This is a genomic window from Peterkaempfera bronchialis (assembly GCF_003258605.2).
Lineage (GTDB): Bacteria > Actinomycetota > Actinomycetes > Streptomycetales > Streptomycetaceae > Peterkaempfera > Peterkaempfera bronchialis.
In genome coordinates, this window is record NZ_CP031264.1 from 6,875,973 (window position 1) to 6,897,170 (window position 21,198).

A 21,198-nucleotide genomic window follows, 5' to 3' on the forward strand; every position below is an offset into this window, starting at 1 on the left:
ATGGCACCACGAACCGCAGAAAGCATCACAATTACCTAATAGACGATTGGATTCGTAAAACCGACAGAGCCGTCAGAGGGAAACCGTGTCCACTCCCACCGCACGCACCAACCGCACCCGGTCCGGCACCGCCAGGACGCCGCGCCGCCCGACACCCGCAGAGACCGCAGCCGCACGGGCCACAGCCGCAGAGGCCAAGGCCGCACAGGCCGACGCCCAGCAGGCCGAAGCCGAGCAGACCGCAGAGGGCCACGATCGGCACACCATCACCGTCACCATCCCCCTGGACCGCGCAGCCCGCGCGGCGGGCAAGGTCGCCGCACTGCCGCTCACGGCGGCGCGGCGCATCCTGCCGGCCAAGGGCGGACTGCCGCTCTACCTCGGCCTCGGGGTACTGGGCGCCGTCGGCATCCTGGAGTGGCCGGTGGTCGCCGGAATCGGCATCGGATACGCCATCCTGCGGCGCGGCGGTCCGCTGTCCCCCGCCGCCGCCCGCCAGGAGCCCGCGTCCGACCCGCAGGCACCCACCGCATAGCCGGACCACCGCACAGCCGCACCGCTGCACAGCCGGAGCACCGCATAGCCGGACCACCGCACAGCCGCACCGCTGCACAGCCGGAGCACCGCACAGCCGGACCGCTGCCGAAGCGGCGCCCCCGGGAGCCGGGGGCGCCGCTTCCACCGGGCGGATGCCCCGAGCGGCCTACCGGAGTGCGACCAGGACGCAGCTGTCGCCGAACTGCCACACCGGCCCGGCGTGGGAGAACCCCGCGCCGCGCAGCAGTGCGACATGGCGGGAGTAGCTCAGACCGTTGTCCTTTCCCTCGCCCAGGTCCCGCATGACCTGCCGCCGCTCGGCGAGCAGGTCGGCGAACTCCGGTTCCTCCGCCACCCCCGCCCACCAGGACTCCCAGTCCTCCTGGTCGAAGACGCACTGCCGCTCGGCCCGCCGCCGTCCGACCCGGGTGGCGAGCTCGGAGAGCCCGGCGCAGTCCTGGAAGAGGTGGTCGGCATTGACCAGGACGCCACCGGGGCGCAGCACTGCCGCGAGCTGCCGGTAGACCCGTCGCAGGGCGTCCTCGGGGAGGTAGTGCAGCGCGGTGGTCGAGGCGGCGGCGTCCAGGGGGCGGCGCAGCCCCAGCGCCTCGACCCACCCGGCTCCGCCTATCGTCGCCCGGACGTAGCGGGCCGCGCGCCCATGGTGGGTCCGGCCGAGCTCCAGCAGCAGCGGGTCCGCGTCGACGGCCACGACCTCGGCGTTCGGCAGCCGCCGGGCGAGCCGGACCGCCAGCGACCCCGGCCCGCAGCCGAGATCGACCACCAGTGGCCGGTCCTGCCCGGCCGTCACATGCTCGACCACATCGGCGATGACGGTGAACCGCTCCTCGCGGTCGACCGCATAGCGCTCCTGCTGGCGCTCCCAGCGCTCCACCCACAGCCCGGCCGTCGCGATGCTCAGCCCCATCCGGTCGTGCCACCTCAGCCGTCGTGCCGATCTCCGCCGAAATGCCTCGAACCTACCGGTTGGGTCGGCCCCGGCGGCCATCGGCGGCGCCGGTTTCAGGCCAGGTCGGCCAGGACGGAGAGCAGCCGGTCGATCTCCGCCGGGGTGTTGTACACATGCAGGCTGACCCGTACGGAACTCTCCTTCTCCCCGGCGCCGGCCTGGCAGTGGCCGTCGGTCCGCACCATGAAGCCGTGGCTGAAGAGGATGAAGCCGAGGTCGGCGGCGCCGATGCCGCGATGCCGGAAGGTCACGATGCCGTGGCGCTGCTGGACCTGGGAGTCCGCAGCCAGGCTGAGCGGGCAGCCCAGCACCTCATAGGCGTCCAGGTGGCGCAGCCCGTCGGTCAGCCGGGCCCCGAGGGCGACGGTCCAGCGTTCGATCCGGTCCGTACCCGCGCGGTCCAGCCAGTCCAGGGCCGCCTCCAGACTGGCGACACCGGTGGTGTTGGGGCTCCCCTCCCACCCGCCGGGCCGGAAGCGCGGCCCCCGCGCACAGCGGGCCCAGACGGCCCCGGAGCCGGGCAGGGCCAGGGCCTTGTGTCCGGAGAAGACCACAAAGTCCACATCGGTCTCGGCCACCGACAGCGGCAGATGCCCGACGCTCTGCGCGGCGTCCAGGCAGATCGGCACCTCGGGCCCGACCACCTGCCGGATCCGCTGCACATTCATGTTCCCGCCGTAGACATGGTGCACATGGGTGGCGGCGACAAAGCGGGTCCGTGGGCCGACCAGTTCGGCCAGCGCCCCCTGGTCGTAGTCGCCGGACCCCGGCTGGTAGGGCATCTCCCGGACGGCGACCCGGACCCCCTGCCGGGCCAGCAGCCGCTGCGCCTCCAGCCACGGCGAGAGGTTCGCCTGGTGGTCGGCGAAGGGGACCACGATCTCGTCCCCGTCGGTGAGGACGTCGGTGAGCCAGTCGCGGGCGACGGTGCGCAGCCCCTCGCTGGCCCCGCCGACGAAGTGCACGGCCGACCGCTCCGGCTCCGGGTCGTGCAGGAACTCCTTGATCCGCTGCCGGGTCCGGTCCACCAGCGCGGTCGCCTGGTTGGCCCAGGGGTAGCTGCCCCGCCCGGCGTTGGCATTGGCGCTGGTCAGATAGGACTGCACGGCGTCCAGGACGGCCTGCGGCTTCTGTGTGGTGGCCGCGCTGTCCAGGTAGGCCAGCTCCGGATGGGCGGTGATGATCGGGAACTGGGCGCGCAGCGCGCTCTGCCAGGCGCGCAGCCGGTCGGGAAAGGCCCCGGAGCGGTCGGTGGCGGTCATGGGCGTGTCACTCCCGTACCAGCGGTGCGCCCGCGTCGCGCCAGGCGATGATGCCGCCGGCCAGGCTGCGCGCATCGGGGTGCCCCAGGCGGGTGAGCAGCGCGGCGTACCGGGCGGACTTCTCCCCGACCGGACAGGCGAGCAGCACCGGCTGGGCCTTGCTGAAGGGGAGGCCGCCCTGCACCAGTTCCTCGAACAGCTCGTCCACGATGTTGATCGACCCCTCGATATGCAGCGCGGCATAGGCCGAGGGGCCGCGCAGGTCGACCACCAGCGGCCGTTCCTGGGCCAGCCACTTCTGGGCGTTCTCCGGGTCGACGGCCGTGACCGCCAGCACCTCCTGGTCGGTGACCCCGGCCACCGAGTTCTTCCGGGGCGGTCGGCCCAGCAGGTCGGGGCGCCGCTGCCGGATGTAGCTCATATAGCTCTCGATGCGGTCGCAGACGATGAAGACCGCGCTCTTACGGTCCGTCAGTTCGGCATCCACCGTGCGTAGATGGCGCACCGCCCCGAAGTAGGCGGCTCCGCCGGTGGGCCCGGCCAGCATGCCGCAGCGCCGGACCAGGGTCAGCATCCCTTCCAGGGCCTCGTCGGCGGTCACCGACGCGATGGTGTCGAAGGTGGCGGGGTCGAAGAGGCCGACCTCATGCACCTCGTCGATATTGCGGATGCCGGGGATGAAGTCCGACTTGTGCGCCACCAGCCCCACGACCTTCAGCTGCGGGTCGTGCGCGCGCAGCACCCTCGCCACCCCGCTGGAGGAGCCGGCGGTGCCGACGCAGGCGATGAACCAGTCCGGGGCCCGGCCGTCCAGGTCGGCGAGGATCTCCGGGCCGGTGGAGGCGGCGTGCGCATCGGCGTTGCGCGGGTTGTAGTACTGGTCGGTGTGCAGATAGGTGGATCCCGACTCGGAGAGCATCCGGTGGATCACGGTCAGCGGGTCCTCCGGGTTGGTCGGGTCCAGGCACTCGGTCTGCCCCGGCAGCTCCTGGATCTCCGCGCCCAGCAGCAGCAGCAGGTCCTTGACCTCCGGAACCCGCATCCGGTTGCTGATGCTCTTGAACGGCACCCCGTGCATCGCCGCGATGACCGCCAGCGCCTTCGCGGTGTTGCCGCTGGACAGCTCCACGATCGAGGCGCCGCGCTCCACCGCGGCGGCCAGACCGGGCCGGGCCATGTTCCACGCCGCCCGGTCCTTGACCGAGCCGAAGGGGTTGAGCATCTCCAACTTCGCGTACAGGTCGATGTTCCGGAGTCCGTGCACGGCCGGGTCGATCCGCACCAGGGGGGTGTTCCCGATGGCCTCGATGATGCTGTCGTACCTCATGCCTGTCCTCCGGGACGTGTGATCGGCCAGTACTCCTCATCGAGGCACCAGCGCCAGGAACCGGCCTGCTGCCAGGCGGCGACCTTGCGGGCGACGGGCTGCTGCTGGGCGTGGTCCGCGCGGAAGTCCATGCAGTAGCCGGCGGTGTTGGCGAAGCCCATGAGGTCGCCCGGCCTCGGCAGCCGGGGTAGGAAGACCATCCTCCGGGTGATCAGGTCGGCCTCCAGGCAGAGGTTTCCGGCCAGGTAGACCCCGACCGCTTCGGCCCCGGCCCGTTCCGGTTCGGCTGCTGCCGGGCCACCGCCGCGCGGCACGGCGACCGGATCCATCAGGACGCCGTGCTCCTCCAGGCTGACGTCGCCGGCGTTCATCCCGAGCCGCACCAGCCAGTCCCCGGCGTCCGTACGGCGCACCTCCAGCACCCGCGCCAGGGTGAGCCCGCACTGGTCCACCAGCGCCCGCCCGGGTTCGGCCCAGAGGTCGTAGAGGTGCTCCAGCAGCAGTGTGGCCAGCGGGCGCCCCAGGGTCGGCGCGGGAAGGGAGAGCAGCTGGTCGAGGTATCTCTCCCCGGCGTCCGGACGGTGGGACGGGTAGAGCCCGAGCGCCCCCCGGAGCGTGCCGGACTCGCTGCGCAGCCCGTACCCGTGCCGCCGCCAGGTCATGGCTGGGCGGTGGCCCAGGACCGCGTCGGCGAGTGCGGTGGTGTACCGCTCCCACTGGGCGCGGTCGGCGAGGTAGTTGACACCGAACCCGCCGCCGATGTCGATCACCCGTGGCTGAAGCCCCCGGTTGCGGCACTCGTCCATGACCGTGACGCAGCTCTCCAGCGCCACCGCCTTCTCGGCCAGGCCGACCGTGTCCAGGTGGTAGGCGACGCCGATCAACTCGACGGCGTCCCGGTGCCGTTCGACCGCCGCCAGCAGGCCGTCCACCTCCCGTACGGGCGAGCCGAAGCGGCTCCGCCGGGTCAGCACCTGGACGCCGGTGCCCTGGAACCCGGCCCCCTGGGACCCGGCCCCTTGGAACTCCGACAGCCGCAGCAGAATCCGGACCCGGGGCAGTCCGTGCCGCCGCACCAGCGCGGCGAGGTCGTCCAGTTCGGCACGGCCGTCGACATTCACGGTGGCCCCGGTGCGGGCGGCCAGCCACAGGAACTCCGGGTTCTTCGGGCCGGTCGCCAGCACCCGGTCCGGGGTGAACCCGGCGCCGAGGACATGCTGGAGTTCGCCCAGCGACGCCGCGTCGACCGCCGCGTCCGTGGCGGCGAACCGCCGTACCAGGGCGCTCGACCGGTTGGCCTTGTGCGCGAAGAAGACCTCCCCGCCGAGGTGGTGTCTGCGGTAGACGGAGCGGAAGCGCTCCAGGTTGTCGCTGATCTGCTCGGGCAGGACCACATTGAGCGGCGACCCCAGCGCGTCGACGAGCCCGTGCAGGAACTCCGCCGACCCCAGCAGCGACGACAGCCGCGCGTCCAGCCGGGGCGCCAGATACAGCGGTTCCGGGACGCCCATCCGAGAATCCCTCCCCCCGCCCGCTGTGCGCGTCTATCTCTTTCCAGCAAGGGAAGCCTTTACGCCCGCCATCGAGAGCATCAGTTTACGGGTAAAACACCTGCTAATCTTGTTCCCATGGTGAAGCTCGGCAGCGCCCTCAGCCTCAGACGGCCACTCGACATCTGGTACAAGCCCGGACTCAGCGCGGTCGTGGCCGCCGCCGTCCCCCAGCTGATCCTGCTGCTCGCCTTCGACCGGCTCGACCTGGCGGCCTTCACCACCGCCGGCGCCATGTGCGCCCTCTACGCCCACGGCCTGCCCTATGCCGCGCGCGCCCGGACCATGTCCTGGGTCGGCGCGGGCATGATCGCCGGGGCCGGGCTCGGGCTGGTGGCCGGTGCGCTGATCCACTCGGCGGCCGCGCTGATCCTGGTCATCTCGCTGATCGCCGCCATCCAGAAGCTGGTGTGCGACGCCACCCGGATCGGGCCGCCCGGCAATGTGGTCTTCACCTTCATCACGGCGGGCTTCGCCTTCCAGGCGGTGCCGCTCGGTGCGGTCCCGTTCCACTGCGGGCTGGTCGTCCTGGGCGCGGCCCTCGCCTGGGTGGTCACCATGGCCCCGGCCGTGGTCCGGCCCCGTGGCCCGCAGCGCATCGCCGTGGCCCGCGCGCTGGAGGCCGGCGCCCGGCACCTCGCCGCCCGGCCCGAGGAGCGCGCCCGGACCCGGCATGCCACCGCCTCCGCGATCAACGACGCCTGGCACACCCTGTTCCTGGTCCCGGACCGCGACCCCGCCAAGGAGGCATCCCGGGCCCACCTGGAGCAGCTTCTGGTGCACGCCGAGTCCGTACTCGCCCACACACCGGCATCCGCCGACTCGGCCCCCGACCCGCGCGGCCTGCGCCGCCTCGCCCGAGCGCTGCGGCGCAACCGCCCGCTGCCCGAGCTGCCGCCCGGCCCGGCCGGGCGCCGGGAGCTGGCCGGGATCGCGGCCGAGCGGGCGACCCAGCGGTACCCCGGGCCCGGCACCCGGCGCGGTCTGCGGCTGGTCGTGGACGCCTTCCGGCCCGGCTCCCCGCTGCTGCCGATCGGCGCCCGGCTGCTGATCGGCGCGACCGCCGCCGGCTGGATCTGCCTCGCCCTGGGCATCGGCCACCCGTACTGGGCCGTGGTGACCGCCGCCTCCGTCTTCCAGGCGAACCTGTCCCTCTCCTGGAGCCGCGCCCTCCAGCGCGCGGTCGGCAACTTCCTGGGCCTGGCCTGCTTCACCGTGCTGCTGCCCGTCACCCGCTCCGGCGACTTCGGGCTGCTCGCCGTCCTCTGGCTGTGCGTGATCGGCGCCGAGGCGCTGGTCAGCCGGAACTACTGGGCCGGGACGGTCTGTGTGACACAGCAGGCGCTGCTGCTCACCGAGTTCGGCGGGTACCGGCCGGCCCTGCCGATGATCACCGACCGCTGGATCTGCACCTGCATCGGCGTGGTGGTGGGCGTGGCCGTCACCATGGCCGTCGGCAACTGGCGGGCCGCCGGCCGGATGGAGGCCGCACTGCGCCAGGTGCAGCAGGCACAGGCGGCGGCGGAGCACGCGCTGCGGACCCCGGCGCTCCTCGGCGGCGGGCTGCCGGAGGCGTCCTGGGCCCGGGACCGCCTCTCCGACGCGCTGGTCGAACTGCGAGACGCCACCGAGGTCGCCTCGGGCGAGTGGTGGCAGCGCGCGCTGCCCTCGGAGCGGATCACCGAGGCGGAGCGGAGCGGCCACCAGGCGCTCGCCTCCCTCGTCCGGCGACTGGCGGCGGCGCGGCCTGCCGTCGCCGCATAGGATCGGGCGGGCCGCACCGGGGCCGTACCGGGCCGTGCAAGGCGGCACCGAGGAAGGGGCGCAGGCACGTGGACGACATCGTCACCGGGGTGATGCGCCAGTGGCAGCTCGTCCGTCCGGACCTGGACACCGCACCGATGGCCGTGATCGGCCGCCTCAACCGGTGCACCGTGCTGTTGCAGCAGGCCGCCGAGGCGCCGCTGGCCCGGGCCGGTCTGACCCGGGCCGAGTTCGACATCCTGGGCACCCTGCGGCGGGTCGACCATGAGCTCACCCCGGGCCAGCTGGCCCGCGAGACCTTCGCCTCCGGCGCGGCCGTCACCAAGCGGCTGCGGTCGCTGGCGGAGCGCGGCCTGGTCGTCCGCCGCACCGATGTACGGGACCGCCGGGTCGCCCATGTCTCCCTCACCGACGAGGGCCTGGAGATCATCGACCGGCTCATGCCCGAGCAGCTCGGCTATGAGTCCGCGCTGCTGGCCGGCATGGGTGAGGAGAACCAGGAGGACCTGGCCGACCTGCTCGGTCGGCTCCTCATCCACCTCGAAGGCCGTCTGGGCAGCCGACTGCCGGTGTGAGCCCGTGGACCGGCCCTCGGCGGCGGGGCCGGGCTCAGAAGTGCCAGATGTTGACGTTGAGGCCCTTGTCGGCGGCGCGGGTGTAGGGGTTCCAGACGTGGGTGCCGACCCGGGTGGGGCCGACCCAGTTGGAGTCGACGACCTTGAACTTGTGGCTGCCGAGGTTGGCCACCACGATCGCGGTGTGCATGCCGCTGCCGAAGCTGTCGGGGGCTCCGGGCACATTGAGCTGGATGACGTCGCCCTTGGCGGCCTTCTTGGCGCTGACGCGGTGGGCGCCGGCGCGCTGGAAGTCGGAGTAGTAGCCGCCGCCGAGCAGGACCCGGCCGCTGGACGCCTCGCGCACGATGTCGTTGACGAACTGCTTGCACTGCCCGCCGTAGCTGCCGGCCTGGGCCAGCGCCCGGTCGGCGATGGCGCCGTTGCCGCCGGCGAAGCGGACGCTGGCGGCACTGGCGGCGGGGGCGGCGTAGGCGGTGGCGGGGACGGCCAGCGCGGCGACGCAGAGACCGGCGACGGCACTGGTGCGGGAGAGCAGAGAAGGCATGGGCATTCCCGGGGGTGCTGGGGACAGAAGGAAGCCCTGGGCTGCGTCCGACCAGCCCCCGCAGGGGTGAGGTGGGGCACACGGCCGACGGTGCGCAGGGCCCTCCCGGGCGGCGGGCGACGATCGCGGCTGTGGGGGGCCGCAAAAAAAGCGGATTCGGAGGTGTCGATCGCCCGACGCGCCGAAAGTCCCGTCATCCTGAGCGGATCGGCGCCGCCCCGGCAACGAGCGCCGCTACTACGCCACTCCGTGGTCGGCAGCCATCCCCCGCACCCACCCCGCAGCCCCCCACCCCCCGCCCAAACCCCCGCCAACCGCCCCCGGCCATACCCCGCACACCCCAGCTGAGCTGCGACAACCCCCCATCCCATAGCGCAGCCCCACAACGGTCACCGACACCCCCGACCACCGACCCGCCCCGCGCCCTCCATCCACGAAGGCGGCTCGTAGGCCCGCCCCGGGCAGTGACCCACTTCACGCCCAGAGCACCCCAAAGGCCCCCGCAGAGGTAGCGGAAGGCCGGTTCCTCCGGCACCCCAGGAGGCTCGGAGGCCCCCGAGCGGCGCCATGGAAGAGGCTTACCGCCGGATCTCCTCATGGGGCTCGGCGGCGGCGGAGGCGGTCGGCGCCGACGGAAGGTGCCACTCCAGCGGCCGGCGGCCGCTGCCGCCGGTCACCCGCTGGGCGGCCGGGTCGGAGAGATCGATCCGGTAGTGGTCCGGGCGCCCGGCGCGCACCCAGCGGCCGTGGACGTCCTCCACCTCGGCCCAGAGGTCGCGGGGACCGGTGTACTCCACCGTCCAGCAGCCGCCGTCGGGGCGGACCACGGCGCTGGAGCGCTCGCCCGGGGCGTGCACGGCCACCTCGCCGCCGACCGCACCGTCGGCCAGGACCAGCCCGGGCACCAGATGCTCTGCCGCGAGCCAGAAGCCGCCCTCGGTCCGGGCGGGCGGCGAAACGGTGCTCCTGCGGACCGCGACCGGCCCGGTCGGCAGCTGCGGGGGAGCGGTGGCCCGGTCCGGCCCCCGGAGCGGCCGATGGCCGGAACCGACCGGCCGGAGCACGGCGGACAGCCCGCCCCGGGAGCGGACGACGGTGGCCCGGGCAGGACGGCCCGGCGCCCCGGTGGTGAGCGGGGCCAGCAGCAAACCGCCGTCGGCGAGCTGCTCCAGCAGCGCCGGGGGCAGGCAGCGGACCGCGAAGGAGAGCACGATCCGGTCGAAGCGGGCGCCGGGGCAGCCGCCCGCCCCGTCGCCGTGCACGATCCGAGGCCGGTACCCGAGGGCCGCCAGGCGCGCGCGGGCCGCCTCGGCCACCTGGGGATCGGCCTCCACGGTGGTGACGGCCCCACCGCCGACGAGCTCGCAGAGCGCGGCCGTGACCACGCCGGGGCCGGTGCCCAGCTCCAGTACCCGGTCACCGGCCGCCGGCGAGAGGGCTTGCAGCACCTCGACGGTGGCGGCCACAGCGGCGGACCGCACGGTGAAACCGCCGCCGGTGACGACCTGCCCGCGCTCGGCGGCGTCAAGCGGCTCCCCGCCCTGCCGGACCGGGACGGCGCCGCCGTCATGGATCCGTACCAGCCACTCGGCCTGGTCGCGCGGGTCGGCACCGTCCAGGAGCTGCCACGCCTTCGGTCGGCCGGGGGCGGTGGGGCGGCGGACATAGCAGCGGGGGAGCAGCACCTCGCGGGGGACCGCGAGCAGCGCCCGGCGTACGGCAGGGTCGGTCAGGACGCCCTCGTCCTCCAGCCGCTCGACCATCGCCGCCCGCGCCTCGGCGGCCCGCGCCCGCAGCGACGGCGCGACCGGCGCGGCGACCGGCACGCCCTGCTCAAGGTGGACGATGCCGCCCGAGGCAAGCGCCGCGAGACCCGCCGCCACCCGGGCGGCCAGGCGGGCGGGCAGCCGCACCGCGGCCTCCTTGCGGTCCATCCAGTACGCGGCCCGGACCTCCCCGTCGACAAAGACCAGATCCTCGGCCTGCGCGGCCGTGAGCGGCGGAGCCGCGAAGACCAGGCAGAGCTGCGCCCGGCCGTGCCGGGTCGCCGACGCCGGTGAGGTGTCCACCGCCAGCAGTCGGCCGACCGGGACGGCCAGGCCCAGCTCCTCCGCCAGCTCCCGGGCGGCGGCCTGCCCGGGGGACTCCTGCGCCTCGACCATCCCGCCCGGCAGCTCAAGGTGCCGCTTGTCGCGGGGGTCGAGGACCAATACCCGTCCGGCCGTGTCGGTGAGCAGGACGGTGGCCGCCACCATCGGCGCGGGCAGCAGTGCATAGTGGTCCCGCCTGCGCACCGGCAGCCGGTGGCCGTCCCGCAGCACGGCCGTGTACGAGCCCCGCTCGGCGGCGAGCGCGGCGGACAGGCGGCGGCTGACCGGTTCCGGCAGCAGCGCCAGCGCCTCCTCCTCGGGGAAGAAACCGGCTGCCCGGATCTCGCTGTCCTGGAGGGTCAGCGCGGAGGCGGCGGGCTCGCCATGGGCGTGGCCGGCGTACAGAAAGGCCAGGACCGTGCGCCCGTAGACGGCGGCGGGGAGCGTGTCCACGGCCAGCAGTCGGCCGACCTCGATGGCCAGGCCCAGCTCCTCGTCCACCTCGCGGGCGAGCGCGCGGACCGGCTCCTCGTCCTCCAGCATGCCGCCGGGCAGGTCCCAGCCCTCCTTGTACGTCGGGTCGACCAGCAGGATCCGGCCCTGGCCGTCGCGGATCAGGGCGTCGGCGCAGGCGGCGGGCGCGGCGTGCTGGGCGAGGTAGTGCGCGAGCTCCGGGTCGACGGCGGGGGAGCTGTCGTCGGTGGGGGGTGCGGTCATGGGAAACCTCCGGGAGCTGGGCGGGTACCGGGCTCAACTCCGGCCGTGGGAAGGCCGTTACGCCGTACTTCGGACAACACTTCGGATAACACTTCGGACAACACTTCGGACAGCGCGGCCGGACCTGCCGGATCCTGCCCGGCGGCGCGCAAACCCGCTGGAGGCGGGGTGCGGGCGCCGCTACGGTCGGGCACCATGCGCATTCTGGTACTTGGCGGCACCTCGTTTGTGGGCCGGGCGATCGTGGACGACGCTCTGCGGACCGGCGCCGAGGTGACCCTGTTCGGTCGGGGCAGGACCGGCACCGACCTCTTCCCGGGCGTGCCCAGGCGTATCGGCGACCGGGACACCGGTGACTACGCGGCGCTGCGCGACGGCAGTTGGGACGCGGTGGTCGATGTCAGCGGATATGTGCCGCGCCATGTCGGGCAGGCCATGGAGGTGCTCGGCGACCGGGTCGGCCGGTATCTCTTCCTCTCCAGCCAGGCGGTGTACGAGCGGACCGGAGTGGGGCCGGGCTCGGACGAGGACACACCGCCCCGGCCGCCGGTGCGCGACACCGAGGAACTGAACGAGGACACCTACGGCCCGCTCAAGGCGGCCTGCGAGGACGATGTGCTGGCCCGCTACGGCTCACGGGCGACGATTGTGCGGCCGGGGAAGGTCGCCGGGCCGTACGACGTGCAGTCCGGGCTCACCTACTGGGTGCGGCGGGCCGCCCGCGGCGGCCGGGTGGCTCTGCCGGGCAGCCCCGAGCAGCCGGTGCAGGTGGTCGACTCGCGCGACCTGGCCCGGCTGGTGGTGCGGCTGCTGGCGGACGACCGGCCCGGCGCGTTCCACGCCGTCGGCCCGGCCGAGCCGACCACCATGGCCGAGCTGATCACCACCTGCGCCCGGGTGGCGGGCAGCCGGGTCGAGGTCGTCCCGGTGCCGCCCGAAGCGGTGCCGCCGTTCTTCCCGCTGACGCGCCCCCGGTCCAGGTGGTCGACGCAGCAGCGCAGCCCGGCGCGTGCCCGAGCCGCCGGTATGCCCGCGACCCCGCTGGCGGTGACCGCCGCCGATGTGCTGGCCTGGGACCGCGAGCGCGGCGAACCGCCGCTGGAGTACGGGTTGTCCCCGGCCGAGGAGGCACAACTGCTCGCCGGAGCCTGACAGGTGGATCCAGGCCACCTGGTGGTCGGCGCAGGTGACAGCACCCATGCGGCGATGGCCGAACGAGCGAGCCAAAGCATCTCTCTTGACAGGGTGTGACCGCACGGCATCATTGGGTGCGGCCCCGCGATGGTCGGTCCTCCGGTTCGGAGTGACCCCCCCGCCTCCGGGTCCGGTACCGAGCGGACACGCCGGATCGTGCGTGGACGTCCCCCGCCCTCGGCCCTCGGCCGGGGGCGCACCGGCGCGAATCGTTCGCCGGCCCTCCCCACGCGAGGTTCCCGCGCTGCATGGAGCCGCTGTACGGAGCCCCGGCACGGCCGCGCCGGGGCGCTGACCGCTGCCCGGCAGGCGCCGCACCGCCTTGCCACCATCCTGTCCACGGAGGACGTCGTGATCACCCCGCGCACCACGCCACGGTCGCTGCTCACAGCGCTGCTCGCTGCCCTGGCCCTTGTGACGGCCGTCTGCACCACCGCTTCGACTTCGGCGAGCGCTGCGGTCTCGGCGTCGTACACCGGGAACGCCACCTACTTCGACGCCCTGGGCTCGCCGTACGGCGGCTGCGGCGTCCCGCAGGCGAACCTGGACTCGCAGAACTTCGTGGCCCTGAACGTCTTCAACACCCCCGGTTCCAGCTCGTACAACACCCGGCCGGTCCCGGCGCAGGACGCCGCCAAGATGGGCGCCTTCGCCAACGGCCTGAACTGCGGGCGCTGGGTGCAGGTGACCATCGGCGACTACTGCACCGGCATCAACGACGGGGACATCAACCAGCCGTTCTGCCGCAACGGCTCCTGGACCCAGGACAAGTACAACGGCGCCACCCTGAACATGCTGGTCGCCGACAGCTGCGCGGACCCCAACGGCTGGTGCCGCAACGACCCCAACCACCTGGACCTGGCCAAGGACTCGCTGAACCGGTTCGCCAAGGACGGCACGCCGGTCGGGGACATGTACCCCAACCACTGGGGAAACCGGCACATCACCTGGTCGTATGTGCCGGCGCCCGGCTACACCGGTGACATCTCCATCGGGTTCATGGCGAACGCCAAGCCCTACTGGCCCGCCATCGCCATCACCCACCTCGCCAACGGCATCCACGGCGTGGAGTACTTCGACGGCAGCGCCTGGCAGCCGGCGCAGCGTCAGACCGACATGGGCCAGGCGTTTGTCATCGCGCCGACCGCCACGAACGGCACCAGCTACCGCATCCGCGTCCGGGACGCGGACGACGCCCTCGTCCAGGGCGGCCGCACCTACAGCTTCACCATGCCGAGCTCCTGCTCCAACGGCTGCTCAAGCCCGTTCACCGGGGTCTCGTACACGACGGACGGCGGCACCGGTGGCACAACGGCCGGCACGACCAGCGGCACAACGGCCGGCACGACCAGCGGCGGGACCGGCGGGGACACCACCCCGCCGACCGCGCCCGGGCAGCCCTCGGTGACCGGTACCACCAGCACCACCGTCTCGCTGACCTGGGGCGCCGCCACCGACAATGTGGGCGTCACCGGCTACAACGTCTACCGCGACGGCCTGCTGGTGGCCTCGCCGGTCGGCACCAGCTACACCGACACCGGGCTGACCCCCTCCACCGCGTACTCCTACAGCATCAAGGCCCGCGACGCGGCGGGCAATCTCTCGGCTGCCTCCGGCACCGTCACCGCCACCACCTCGGCCACCAGCGGCGGGGGAGGCCAGAACAGCGGCTGCGCCGCTTCCTGGCACCTGGACAGCCAGTGGAACGCGGGCTTCGGCGCCACGGTGACCGTCTCCAACACCGGTACCGCCGCCACCCGCAGCTGGAAGGTCACCTGGACCTGGCCGGGCGGGCAGACCGCCACCGACCACTGGAACGCCGACCTCACCCAGACCGGCACCGGGGTCACCGCCACCAGCCTCGGCTACAACGGCTCGCTGGCCCCCAAGGGCACCACCACCTTCGGCTTCAACGCCACCGGCACCGCGCCCACCACCGCCCCCGCCCTCTCCTGCACCGCCACCTGATCCCACCCCGCTCCCTCGGTTCCCTCGGTCCGGCCGGGCTGCCCCGCAGCCCGGCCGGACCCGGCCGTGCACCAGGAGGCCGGGTCGTGCCACTGTCGTCCGGCCGGGCGGAGCGGAAAAATGCCCCCATGGACGACGAGACGGCACCAAGCCGCGCAGACCAGCTCCGCCTGTACCTGGAATCGCTGCGGATCCGGATGGACCCCGACCAGTTCCGGGTGCTGGGCCGCATGATCACGGGCCCGCTGAAGCTGATCGAGTCCGGGGCGGACACCGTCGACGCGGACATCCCCGACGAGGACGAGCGGTTCCTCACCCGGGAGGTGCGGGACGAGTTCCTGGTCGTCATGGGCATCCTGGCCACCGGCCGGATGGACCAGCAGGTCGTGGACCTGGGCAGCGGCATCACCACCGTGGTGAGCGCCGAGGTCGCCGAGGACCCGGTCAGGCTCCAGGAGCTGCGGGACTGGGCCGCCGCCCGCCGCCGCCAGCAGGAGGAGACCGACGCGGTGCTGCGCGGGATCGAGCAGGCCTCGCAGGACGACACCGTGGAGTGACCGCCCAGGCGAGGGCGGCAGCGATCCGGCCGGAGCGGAGCCGCAGGGGCCCGCCCCGGCCGGAGCCGGGTCAGAGCTGGGTCACGAGCCGGGTCAGGAAGCCGTGGCCGGCAGGCCGTCCCGGACCTCGCGGGCCGCCGCGACCAGGTTCTCCAGCGAGGCCCGGACCTCGGGCCAGCCGCGCGTCTTCAGACCGCAGTCGGGGTTGACCCAGAGCCGTTCGGCGGGAATGGCCTCAAGTCCCTTGCGCAGCAGGGCCGCCGCCTCGTCCGCGCCGGGGACACGCGGGGAGTGGATGTCGTAGACGCCCGGGCCGACCTCGCGGGGGTAGCCGGCGGTGGCGAGTTCATCGGCGACCCGCATATGGGAGCGGGCCGCCTCCAGGCTGATCACATCGGCGTCCAGGTCGTCGATGGCCTGGAGGATGTCACCGAACTCCGCGTAGCACATATGGGTGTGGACCTGGGTGTCCGGGCGGACCCCGCTGGTGGTGAGGCGGAACGCCTCGGTCGCCCAGGCCAGGTACCCGGCCCGGTCGGCACCGCGCAGCGGCAGCGTCTCGCGCAGGGCGGGCTCGTCCACCTGGATCACCGATGTACCGGCCGCCTCCAGGTCGTTCACCTCGTCGCGCAGCGCGAGCGCGACCTGCCGGGCGGTCTCGCCGAGCGGCTGGTCGTCGCGGACGAAGGACCAGGCGAGCATGGTGACCGGACCGGTGAGCATGCCCTTGACCGGGCGGTCGGTGAGCGACTGGGCGTAGGTCGTCCAGCGGACCGTCATCGGCTCGGGGCGGGAGATGTCCCCGGCCAGGATCGGCGGCCGGACATAGCGGGTGCCGTACGACTGGACCCAGCCGTGCTGGGTGGCGAGGTAGCCCGTCAACTGCTCGGCGAAGTACTGCACCATGTCGTTGCGCTCGGGCTCGCCGTGCACCAGGACGTCGATACCGGCCTTCTCCTGGAAGGCGAGGACGTCGCGGATCTCCGCCTTGATGCGCTCCTCGTACGCCGAGGCGTCGATCCGCCCGGTGCGCAGCTCGGCGCGGGCGGTGCGCAGGTCGGCCGTCTGCGGGAAGGAGCCGATGGTCGTGGTCGGCAGCAGCGGCAGCCCGAGGCGGGCGTGCTGCGCGGCGGCCCGCTCCGGGTACGGGTGCGAGCGGCGGGCGTCCTGGTCGGTGACGGCCGCGCTGCGGGCGCGGACCGCCGGGTCGTGGGTGAGTACGGAACCGGCTCGGGAGGCCAGGTCGGCGCGGTTGGCGGCGAGTTCGGCGGCGATGAGGTCGGTGCCCTGGGCGAGCCCTCGGGCCAGGGTGACGATCTCGGCGGTCTTCTGGCGGGCGAAGGCCAGCCAGCGGGCGATCTGCGGGTCGATGTCACGCTCGGCCGAGGCGTCCAGCGGGACGTGCAGCAGGGAGCAGGAGGACGCCACATCGACCCGGTCGGCGAGTCCCAGGAGCGTGCCCAGGGTGGCCAGGGACTTCTCGAAGTCGTTGATCCAGACATTGCGGCCGTTGACGACTCCGGCGAGCAGGCGCTTGCCGGGCAGCCCGCCGACGGCCGCGAGGTCGCCGAGGTTGGCGGCGGCGGCGCCGGTGAAGTCCAGGGCCAGCCCCTCGACGGGGGCCTTGGCCAGGACCGGAAGGGCCTCGCCCAGCCGGTCGAAGTAGGAGGCGACCAGCAGCTTCGGCCGGTCGGTGAGACCGCCCAGCTCACGGTAGGCGCGGGCGGCGGCGTTCAGCTCGGCCGGGGTGCGGTCCTGCACCAGGGCCGGTTCGTCCAGCTGCACCCACTCGGCACCGGCGGAACGCAGGTCGGCGAGCGCCTCGGCGTACACCGGCAGCAGCCGGTCCAGCAGGGCCAGCGGCTCGAAGTCCGCCGCGACGCCGGGGGCGGGCTTCGCCAGCAGGAGGTAGGTGACCGGGCCGATCAGCACCGGGCGCGCGGTGAGGCCGAGCGCCAGCGCCTCCGTGAGCTCGGCGACCTGCTTGGCGGTGTCGGCGCTGAACGCGGTGTCGGGGCCCAGCTCCGGGACCAGGTAGTGGTAGTTGGTGTCGAACCACTTGGTCATCTCCAGCGGCGCCACATCCTGGGTGCCGCGCGCCATCGCGAAGTAGCCGTCCAGGGCGTCCGCCTCGACGGCGGCGCGGTGCCGGGCGGGGATCGCGCCGACCATCACGCTGGTGTCCAGGACGTGGTCATAGAGCGAGAAGTCGCCGGTCGGCACCTCGTGGATGCCGGCGTCGGCGAGCAGCCGCCAGTTGGCGCGGCGCAGTTCGGCGGCCGTGTCCCGGAGGGCGCCGGCGGTGACGCGGCCCTGCCAGTACCCCTCGATGGCCTTCTTCAGTTCCCGGTTCCGGCCCGGGCGTGGGTAGCCGTACACGGTTCCCCGTGCTGCCGCGGCTGCGGACGTGCTGGTCACAAGACTCTCCTTCGCGAGCATGTCTCCGACGACCCCGGGACGGGTCGTAGGCGCGAAGGGTGGCAAGACCGGGCGGACCGCGACGATCTGCCGTCGCATGTCTCCGCCTGATATGTACGCCGACCCGCCCACGAGGTCACCGGGATCTCCGCGCGCGTCGGTTGCGCACGGGCAGTGGCAGGTCTTCGGACTCGTGGGCACGTCTGCCGGGGCAGACACCTACTGGCCGTCGCTTCCCAGGCCCGTACCGGGCCCAGTGCATATGACGGCGGTCGTTCCCGCTCACCGCTGCGGGGCAGTCCCGGATTCCCACCGGGTTCCCTCTTGCGACGCGTCTGCCTGGCGGGCAGGGCGAACCAGCTGCGCCGGTCAGCCTAGGCGCTGGGGCGGGTCCGGGACAGCACCGTTCACATGTCGGATGGTGAGATGAGACACGGGCGGACCTGCGGCAGGGGGGCTCTGGACTTACTAGGACGCCCAACTATATGTTCATGGACAAGGCCCGCGGTGCAGGGAAGCCGGTGCGAATCCGGCGCGGTCCCGCCACTGTGACCGGGGAGTGCGTCGCTGAGACACGCCACTGACGTGCAGGACGTCGGGAAGGCAGACGGGGCGCGTTGATCCGGGAGTCAGGATACATGGTCGCCTGGATGATCGACCGCTACGGCGACCAGGCCCAGCGCGCCCGCTGGCTGCCCGCCCTCTGGCATCGTCATGACCCGCACCGGCGGAGAGGGGGCGGACGGCGTCTCCGCGTCTGTCGTCGACCGCGACGATCCGCAGGCAGCCCAGCTCTGCGCCGTGGCCAAGCGGTTCGCCACCGACACCGGCTACTCCGTGGCCGACCGCGCCCGGCAACTGCACGGCGGCTACGGCTATCTGACCGACTATGGCATCGAGAAGATCGTCCGTGACCTTCGGGTCCACCGCATCCTGGAAGGAACCAACGAGATCATGAGCCTGATCGTGGCCCGTGGACTGACCGGGGCCGCCCGATGACCGACGACGACTCCGTCCTGGTGCGCACCGAGGGCCGCGCGGCCTACCTCACCCTCAACCGGCCCCGGGCCCTCAACGCGCTCAACCACGCCATGGTGCTCCGCCTCGGGGCGGCCCTCACCGCAGCGGAGCGTGACCCCGCCGTGCAGACCGTGGTGATCAGCGGCGCGGGGGAGCGCGGCCTCTGCGCGGGCGGCGACATCCGCTCCATTTACCAGGACGTACGCTCCGGCGGCGGCGCGGCCTCGGCGGCGTTCTGGCGCGACGAGTACCGGCTCAATGCCCGCATCGCCCACTACCCCAAGCCCTATGTCGCCCTGATGGACGGCATCGTGATGGGCGGCGGCGTCGGCGTCTCGGCCCACGGCAGCGTACGGATCGTCACCGAGCGGTCCAGAGTCGCCATGCCCGAGACCGGCATCGGCTTCGTACCGGACGTCGGCGGCACCCATCTGCTCTCCCTCGCCCCTGGAGAGCTGGGCACCCACCTGGCGCTCACCGGGACGCCGGTGGGCGCCGGGGACGCCCTGCTGTGCGGGCTCGCCGACCACTTCGTCCCGGCGGGCCGGCTGCCCGGACTGCTCGCCGACCTCGCCGATGCCCCTGTGCCGGAGGTGCTGCCCCGGTACGTCGGCGAGGCACCGGCGGGCGAGCTGGCCGCCCACCGGGAGTGGATCGACCACTGCTACGCGGCCGACAGCGTCGAGGAGATCCTGGACCGGCTGCTCGGCAGCGGCGCAGCGGCCGCGAAGGAAGCCGCAGCGACCATCCTCACCCGATCCCCCACCTCGCTCAAGGTCACCCTGGCGGCGCTGCGCCGCGCCCGGCACCTCGGCCCGCTGGAGCGGGTCCTGGAGCAGGAGTACCGCATCTCCTGCGCCACCCTGTCCGCACCGGACCTGGTGGAGGGCATCCGCGCCCAGGTGATCGACAAGGACCGCGACCCGCACTGGTCCCCGGCCACCCTCGCCGAGGTCACCGAGTCGGACGTGGCCCGCTTCTTCGCCCCGCTCGGCGCGCAGGAGCTCTCCTTCGCCGCCGACCCCGCCGACCCCGCCGACCCTGCCGACCCCGTGCAGGAGGTGCCCTGGTGAGCGCCGTCATCGGCTTCATCGGACTCGGCCATATGGGCGGCCCGATGGCCGCCAACCTCGTCAAGGCCGGCCACCGGGTGCGCGGCTGCGACCTGTGGCCGAGTCCCTGGCGGGGCGGCTGCCGACTCCGGCGTCGAGCCCGCCTCCTCCCGCCTCGCGAGCCGCGAGCCGCGGGGCGGGAGGAGCATCGAATCAGACATAAGGCGCAGACCGGGATGCTTACCCCCGCGATACGAGGGAATGAGCGGCGTGGAGGCTACTCATCCGGGAGATCGGAGGACCCCGTGATCGCCCTCGGAATCATCCTCCTCATCATCGGCTTCATCTTCCACATCGCCATCCTCTGGACCATCGGGATCATCCTGGCCGTCATCGGGGCCATCCTGTGGATCCTGGGGTCGTTGGGACACGCGATCGGCGGTCGACGCCACTACTGGTAGGACCGTCCGGAAGTGGATCGAGATGCCAGAGGACCCTGGCCCGCTGAACCCGATCACCATCGCCTGGAACACGGTGTCCAGCTACGCCACGTACGAGGAGGCGCAGGCTGCGGTCGACCGGCTGTCCGACGAGCACTTCCCGGTCGAACAGCTCGACATCATCGGTACCGACCTGCGCCTGGTGGAACGGGTCACCGGCCGGCTCACCAAGGGACGCGCGGCAGCCGCAGGCGCCGCCAGTGGAGCCTGGTTCGGACTCTTCATCGCCCTGCTGGTCGGTCTCTTCACCGCCGGTCCGGTGTGGCTGGGCCTGATCGTCGGCGGCATCCTCATCGGAGCGGTGTGGGGAGCCCTCTTCGGCTTCGTCGGGCACGCCGCCACCCGGGGCCGCCGTGACTTCTCCTCCACGAAGTCCCTGGTGGCGTCCCGCTACGACCTGATCGCCCGGGGCGGCCACGCCGATCAGGCCCGCGCCGCCCTGGAGCGTGCCGGGCTCGGCAGCGGCACCGCCGCGCCGCCGCCCCAGCCGAGCCGCTGACCCGTCCCGCCTGCGCCTGCCGGCAGGCGCAGGCGGGTCAACCTGCGGTGAGCCGCGCGTGCCGTCGGCGCCGGCTGCGCCCGCGACGGGCAGCGTGGAGGCATGCACCGGTTTCCGCTCTCCGCGATCCTCTGTACCGCCTGCGCCGTCTCCATGGCCTGGACGGCACCGGGTTACTCGGGCCCGGCGTGGGCGACCACGGTCGTCGGCGCGGGCAATGGCGCCTTCGACAACGCCTGTACGACCGTGAGCGCCCCCGCAGCCCAGACGCAGACCGACGCGGGCGGCGGGCTGATCGGCACCGCCGTCTCCCTGCCCGGGGGCGCACCGACCAACCAGTGCGGCAACCTCGGCATCGGCGACACACCGGACGGCCGCACCGACGGCCCGGTGGGCCAGACCCTCCACGGCCTGATCCAGGCGGTCAAGGGCGAGAAGTAGCGGGCCGCCACTCGTCCAACAAGGGCGCGCGCCGACAGGCGGCGTGGAAAGCCGGTCGTGCACCGCGTCGACCTGGGTGAGGCCACCGCACCGAAGCCGGCCCGGCATGCCTTGGTCCGAAGATCATCGTCCAGTCATGGGCGTCGTCGCCGGCGGCGGCAGCCAGCGGTTGGGCAGCAGCGCAGCGAATTGCTCCCAGAGCGTCACCCT

The 21,198-nt window shown here is 73.1% G+C and carries 17 protein-coding genes, 2 pseudogenes and 2 riboswitches; of the genes and pseudogenes, 12 read left to right on the plus strand and 7 right to left on the minus strand.

The window, feature by feature from the left end; translation table 11 throughout:
- Positions 1 to 85: 85 nt before the first annotated feature.
- The gene (locus tag C7M71_RS29390) at positions 86 to 535 is read left to right on the plus strand and encodes a hypothetical protein (RefSeq protein WP_111492127.1); all 450 of its coding nucleotides are present in this window, start codon (positions 86 to 88) and stop codon (positions 533 to 535) included.
- A 168-nt stretch (positions 536 to 703) separates the two neighbouring features.
- On the opposite strand, the gene C7M71_RS29395 is transcribed toward C7M71_RS29390, so the two are convergent.
- The 4 genes from C7M71_RS29395 to C7M71_RS29410 form a co-directional block, all read right to left on the minus strand.
- Entirely contained in the window at positions 704 to 1,465 is a 762-nt protein-coding gene (locus tag C7M71_RS29395) for a class I SAM-dependent methyltransferase (RefSeq protein WP_111492128.1), read from the minus strand.
- A gap of 95 nt (positions 1,466 to 1,560) precedes the next feature.
- Positions 1,561 to 2,769 carry an aminotransferase class V-fold PLP-dependent enzyme gene (locus C7M71_RS29400; protein WP_111492129.1) on the minus strand — a complete coding sequence of 403 codons (1,209 nt, stop codon included), beginning with the start codon at positions 2,767 to 2,769 and terminating at the stop codon, positions 1,561 to 1,563.
- A 7-nt stretch (positions 2,770 to 2,776) separates the two neighbouring features.
- Positions 2,777 to 4,096 carry a pyridoxal-phosphate dependent enzyme gene (locus tag C7M71_RS29405; RefSeq protein ID WP_111492130.1) on the minus strand — a complete coding sequence of 440 codons (1,320 nt, stop codon included), beginning with the start codon at positions 4,094 to 4,096 and terminating at the stop codon, positions 2,777 to 2,779.
- A complete protein-coding gene (locus tag C7M71_RS29410; protein WP_111492131.1) occupies positions 4,093 to 5,607 on the minus strand; it encodes a type III PLP-dependent enzyme domain-containing protein in 1,515 nt (504 codons plus the stop codon). The genes C7M71_RS29405 and C7M71_RS29410 overlap by 4 nt, the downstream gene beginning before the upstream one ends.
- Before the next feature lie 117 nt (positions 5,608 to 5,724).
- On the opposite strand from C7M71_RS29410, the gene C7M71_RS32815 reads away from it, so the two are divergent.
- The gene (locus tag C7M71_RS32815; RefSeq protein WP_114914634.1) at positions 5,725 to 7,410 is read left to right on the plus strand and encodes an FUSC family protein; all 1,686 of its coding nucleotides are present in this window, start codon (positions 5,725 to 5,727) and stop codon (positions 7,408 to 7,410) included.
- Positions 7,411 to 7,502: 92 nt separating this feature from the next.
- Positions 7,503 to 7,985, plus strand: a complete 483-nt coding sequence (locus C7M71_RS29420; protein ID WP_111495466.1) for a MarR family winged helix-turn-helix transcriptional regulator — start codon at positions 7,503 to 7,505, stop codon at positions 7,983 to 7,985.
- Between the two features lie 34 nt (positions 7,986 to 8,019).
- Here C7M71_RS29420 and C7M71_RS29425 read toward each other — a convergent pair whose 3' ends face one another.
- Both C7M71_RS29425 and C7M71_RS29430 read right to left on the minus strand, forming a co-directional pair.
- Positions 8,020 to 8,532 carry a CHAP domain-containing protein gene (locus C7M71_RS29425; RefSeq protein WP_111495464.1) on the minus strand — a complete coding sequence of 171 codons (513 nt, stop codon included), beginning with the start codon at positions 8,530 to 8,532 and terminating at the stop codon, positions 8,020 to 8,022.
- Between the two features lie 578 nt (positions 8,533 to 9,110).
- Positions 9,111 to 11,339 (minus strand): NUDIX domain-containing protein, encoded by a 2,229-nt coding sequence (locus C7M71_RS29430; RefSeq protein WP_111490685.1) that lies wholly within the window; start codon positions 11,337 to 11,339, stop codon positions 9,111 to 9,113.
- Positions 11,340 to 11,534: 195 nt separating this feature from the next.
- Here C7M71_RS29430 and C7M71_RS29435 point away from each other — a divergent pair, with 195 nt between their 5' ends.
- The 3 genes from C7M71_RS29435 to C7M71_RS29445 all read left to right on the plus strand — a co-directional run bounded on the left by C7M71_RS29435 (position 11,535) and on the right by C7M71_RS29445 (position 15,058).
- On the plus strand, positions 11,535 to 12,491 hold the full coding sequence (locus C7M71_RS29435; RefSeq protein WP_111490686.1) for an NAD-dependent epimerase/dehydratase family protein: 957 nt from the start codon (positions 11,535 to 11,537) through the stop codon (positions 12,489 to 12,491).
- A 393-nt stretch (positions 12,492 to 12,884) separates the two neighbouring features.
- Positions 12,885 to 14,501 (plus strand): cellulose binding domain-containing protein, encoded by a 1,617-nt coding sequence (locus C7M71_RS29440; protein WP_229758997.1) that lies wholly within the window; start codon positions 12,885 to 12,887, stop codon positions 14,499 to 14,501.
- 128 nt (positions 14,502 to 14,629) lie between these two features.
- Positions 14,630 to 15,058, plus strand: a complete 429-nt coding sequence (locus C7M71_RS29445; protein WP_111490687.1) for a hypothetical protein — start codon at positions 14,630 to 14,632, stop codon at positions 15,056 to 15,058.
- A 93-nt stretch (positions 15,059 to 15,151) separates the two neighbouring features.
- Here the strand turns inward: C7M71_RS29445 and metE are convergent, their stop codons facing one another.
- A complete protein-coding gene (metE, locus tag C7M71_RS29450) occupies positions 15,152 to 17,476 on the minus strand; it encodes a 5-methyltetrahydropteroyltriglutamate--homocysteine S-methyltransferase (protein WP_111490688.1) in 2,325 nt (774 codons plus the stop codon).
- A 159-nt stretch (positions 17,477 to 17,635) separates the two neighbouring features.
- Positions 17,636 to 17,853, minus strand: a riboswitch (cobalamin riboswitch).
- A 136-nt stretch (positions 17,854 to 17,989) separates the two neighbouring features.
- A riboswitch (cobalamin riboswitch) is annotated at positions 17,990 to 18,114 on the plus strand.
- 127 nt (positions 18,115 to 18,241) lie between these two features.
- Between metE and C7M71_RS29455 the strand changes: the two are divergent.
- The 6 genes and pseudogenes from C7M71_RS29455 to C7M71_RS29475 all read left to right on the plus strand — a co-directional run.
- Positions 18,242 to 18,475, plus strand: a pseudogene (locus tag C7M71_RS29455) (acyl-CoA dehydrogenase family protein); the annotation flags it as partial.
- On the plus strand, positions 18,472 to 19,569 hold the full coding sequence (locus C7M71_RS29460) for an enoyl-CoA hydratase/isomerase family protein (RefSeq protein ID WP_111490689.1): 1,098 nt from the start codon (positions 18,472 to 18,474) through the stop codon (positions 19,567 to 19,569). The pseudogene C7M71_RS29455 and the gene C7M71_RS29460, both read left to right, overlap by 4 nt.
- Positions 19,566 to 19,652, plus strand: a pseudogene (locus tag C7M71_RS33310) (NAD(P)-binding domain-containing protein); the annotation flags it as partial. The gene C7M71_RS29460 and the pseudogene C7M71_RS33310, both read left to right, overlap by 4 nt.
- Before the next feature lie 201 nt (positions 19,653 to 19,853).
- On the plus strand, positions 19,854 to 20,009 hold the full coding sequence (locus C7M71_RS32385) for a DUF6131 family protein (protein WP_229758998.1): 156 nt from the start codon (positions 19,854 to 19,856) through the stop codon (positions 20,007 to 20,009).
- Between the two features lie 22 nt (positions 20,010 to 20,031).
- Positions 20,032 to 20,547 (plus strand): general stress protein, encoded by a 516-nt coding sequence (locus tag C7M71_RS29470; RefSeq protein ID WP_111490691.1) that lies wholly within the window; start codon positions 20,032 to 20,034, stop codon positions 20,545 to 20,547.
- A gap of 102 nt (positions 20,548 to 20,649) precedes the next feature.
- Positions 20,650 to 20,988 carry a hypothetical protein gene (locus tag C7M71_RS29475; RefSeq protein WP_111490692.1) on the plus strand — a complete coding sequence of 113 codons (339 nt, stop codon included), beginning with the start codon at positions 20,650 to 20,652 and terminating at the stop codon, positions 20,986 to 20,988.
- Positions 20,989 to 21,198 lie beyond the last annotated feature (210 nt).

Bases quoted from the DNA above. Each gene is read 5' to 3' on its own strand.
- C7M71_RS29470 (WP_111490691.1), top strand. From the start codon at position 20,032: ATGCCAGAGGACCCTGGCCCGCTGAACCCGATCACCATCGCCTGGAAC.
- C7M71_RS29410 (WP_111492131.1), bottom strand. From the start codon at position 5,607: ATGGGCGTCCCGGAACCGCTGTATCTGGCGCCCCGGCTGGACGCGCGG.
- C7M71_RS29395 (WP_111492128.1), bottom strand. From the start codon at position 1,465: ATGGGGCTGAGCATCGCGACGGCCGGGCTGTGGGTGGAGCGCTGGGAG.
- C7M71_RS29475 (WP_111490692.1), top strand. From the start codon at position 20,650: ATGCACCGGTTTCCGCTCTCCGCGATCCTCTGTACCGCCTGCGCCGTC.
- C7M71_RS29430 (WP_111490685.1), bottom strand. From the start codon at position 11,339: ATGACCGCACCCCCCACCGACGACAGCTCCCCCGCCGTCGACCCGGAG.
- C7M71_RS29460 (WP_111490689.1), top strand. From the start codon at position 18,472: ATGACCGACGACGACTCCGTCCTGGTGCGCACCGAGGGCCGCGCGGCC.
- C7M71_RS29445 (WP_111490687.1), top strand. From the start codon at position 14,630: ATGGACGACGAGACGGCACCAAGCCGCGCAGACCAGCTCCGCCTGTAC.
- C7M71_RS29420 (WP_111495466.1), top strand. From the start codon at position 7,503: ATGCGCCAGTGGCAGCTCGTCCGTCCGGACCTGGACACCGCACCGATG.
- C7M71_RS29425 (WP_111495464.1), bottom strand. From the start codon at position 8,532: ATGCCTTCTCTGCTCTCCCGCACCAGTGCCGTCGCCGGTCTCTGCGTC.
- C7M71_RS32815 (WP_114914634.1), top strand. From the start codon at position 5,725: ATGGTGAAGCTCGGCAGCGCCCTCAGCCTCAGACGGCCACTCGACATC.
- C7M71_RS29400 (WP_111492129.1), bottom strand. From the start codon at position 2,769: ATGACCGCCACCGACCGCTCCGGGGCCTTTCCCGACCGGCTGCGCGCC.
- C7M71_RS29435 (WP_111490686.1), top strand. From the start codon at position 11,535: ATGCGCATTCTGGTACTTGGCGGCACCTCGTTTGTGGGCCGGGCGATC.
- C7M71_RS29405 (WP_111492130.1), bottom strand. From the start codon at position 4,096: ATGAGGTACGACAGCATCATCGAGGCCATCGGGAACACCCCCCTGGTG.